General features: G+C 62.4%; 1 pseudogene. It reads right to left on the minus strand.

Annotated features, from left to right (window positions below):
* A pseudogene (locus N5079_RS35070) lies at positions 1-827 on the minus strand (DNA-directed RNA polymerase subunit beta); the annotation flags it as partial.

Consider the following 827-nt stretch of genomic DNA (forward strand, 5'->3'; position numbering starts at 1 on the left):
CGGTTGCCGAAGTGGTCGATGTCGTCGGTCTCGACGATCACCGAGCCGTCGGGGCCCATCGAGTCCTCACCGGCGTGCAGCCGGACGATGTACTCGATCGTGGCCACGATGTCCTCGTCGGTCAGCGTGCCCTGGGTGATGTCGGAGTCGACGCCCAGCTTCTTGTTGATCTTGTAGCGACCCACCTTGGCCAGGTCGTAACGCTTCGGGTTGAAGTACAGGTTCTCCAGCAGCGTCTGGGCGGACTCCCGGGTCGGGGGCTCGCCGGGACGCAGCTTGCGGTAGATGTCGAGCAGCGCGTCATCCTGGCCGGAGGTGTGGTCCTTCTCCAGGGTGGCCCGCATCGACTCGTACTGGCCGAAGCGCTCCAGGATCTGCTCTTTGGTCCATCCCAGTGCCTTGAGCAGCACCGTGACGGGCTGCTTGCGCTTACGGTCGATGCGCACGCCGACACTGTCACGCTTGTCGATCTCGAACTCGAGCCACGCGCCACGAGACGGGATCACCCGGCAGCCGAACAGGTCCTTGTCGGAGGTCTTGTCGACCGAACGGTCGAAGTAGACACCCGGGGACCGCACCAACTGGGAGACCACGACACGCTCGGTGCCGTTGATGATGAACGTGCCCTTCGACGTCATGAGCGGGAAGTCGCCCATGAACACCGTCTGGCTCTTGATCTCACCGGTGGTGTTATTGATGAACTCCGCCGTCACGAACATCGGGGCGGAGTAGGTCATGTCCTTGTCTTTGCACTCATCGACTGAGTACTTGGGCGGCTCGAACCTGTGATCCCGGAACGACAGGGACATGGTTCCGGAGAAGTCCTC

It is taken from the genome of Planotetraspora sp. A-T 1434 (genome assembly GCF_025420585.1).
Lineage (GTDB): Bacteria > Actinomycetota > Actinomycetes > Streptosporangiales > Streptosporangiaceae > JAOEGB01.